Source organism: Acinetobacter bereziniae LMG 1003 = CIP 70.12, assembly GCF_000368925.1.
Classification (GTDB): Bacteria; Pseudomonadota; Gammaproteobacteria; order Pseudomonadales; family Moraxellaceae; genus Acinetobacter; species Acinetobacter bereziniae.
On sequence record NZ_KB849756.1, the window covers coordinates 77,282 to 77,784 of the forward strand.

1 protein-coding gene is annotated in these 503 nt (G+C 30.6%); it reads right to left on the minus strand.

The features are described from left to right. Positions 1-210 precede the first annotated feature (210 nt). Positions 211-503: T6SS immunity protein Tli4 family protein (locus tag F938_RS10500; protein WP_005031641.1), on the minus strand; the 293-nt coding region annotated here is incomplete at its 5' end.

The following is a 503-nucleotide window of genomic DNA, read 5'->3' on the forward strand; positions in this document are numbered from 1 at the left end:
CAGGAATTTCAACCACATAACGCCCAATACAATACGTTTTGGTTTTTTCTAAATTAATCATATTATTTCCAGTATTTTTTAATTCTGATTTTGCAGATATACAGCTTGTGTTGAATACACAGATCATGAGTAACAAAGACACATATATTTTATTCATTGGTATTCTCTTTATAGTGAAATAGGATCAAATATTATTTGCCAAGTTCACCTTTAAAATTTTTGGATTGTTTTTAAAATTGATTCATATAGTTTTAATGCATCAAATTGTTCTAAACTGCTAGTTTCACTATACGGAGTTGAATATCCAGTATCTACTTCAAAACCAATCAAAGGGTCTTTATTATCTCTTGCAGTTCCAGTATGTTCCCATAAAGCACTGATTCCATCCTTGCCTTTCATTTTCTCTATAGAAATCCATTCTTGACCTATTAAATACGGCGTATTTTTTTCACCTTTTCGAATATTATCTTTATCTATTTGGCGTTGGCTTTGTCCAACCTGTC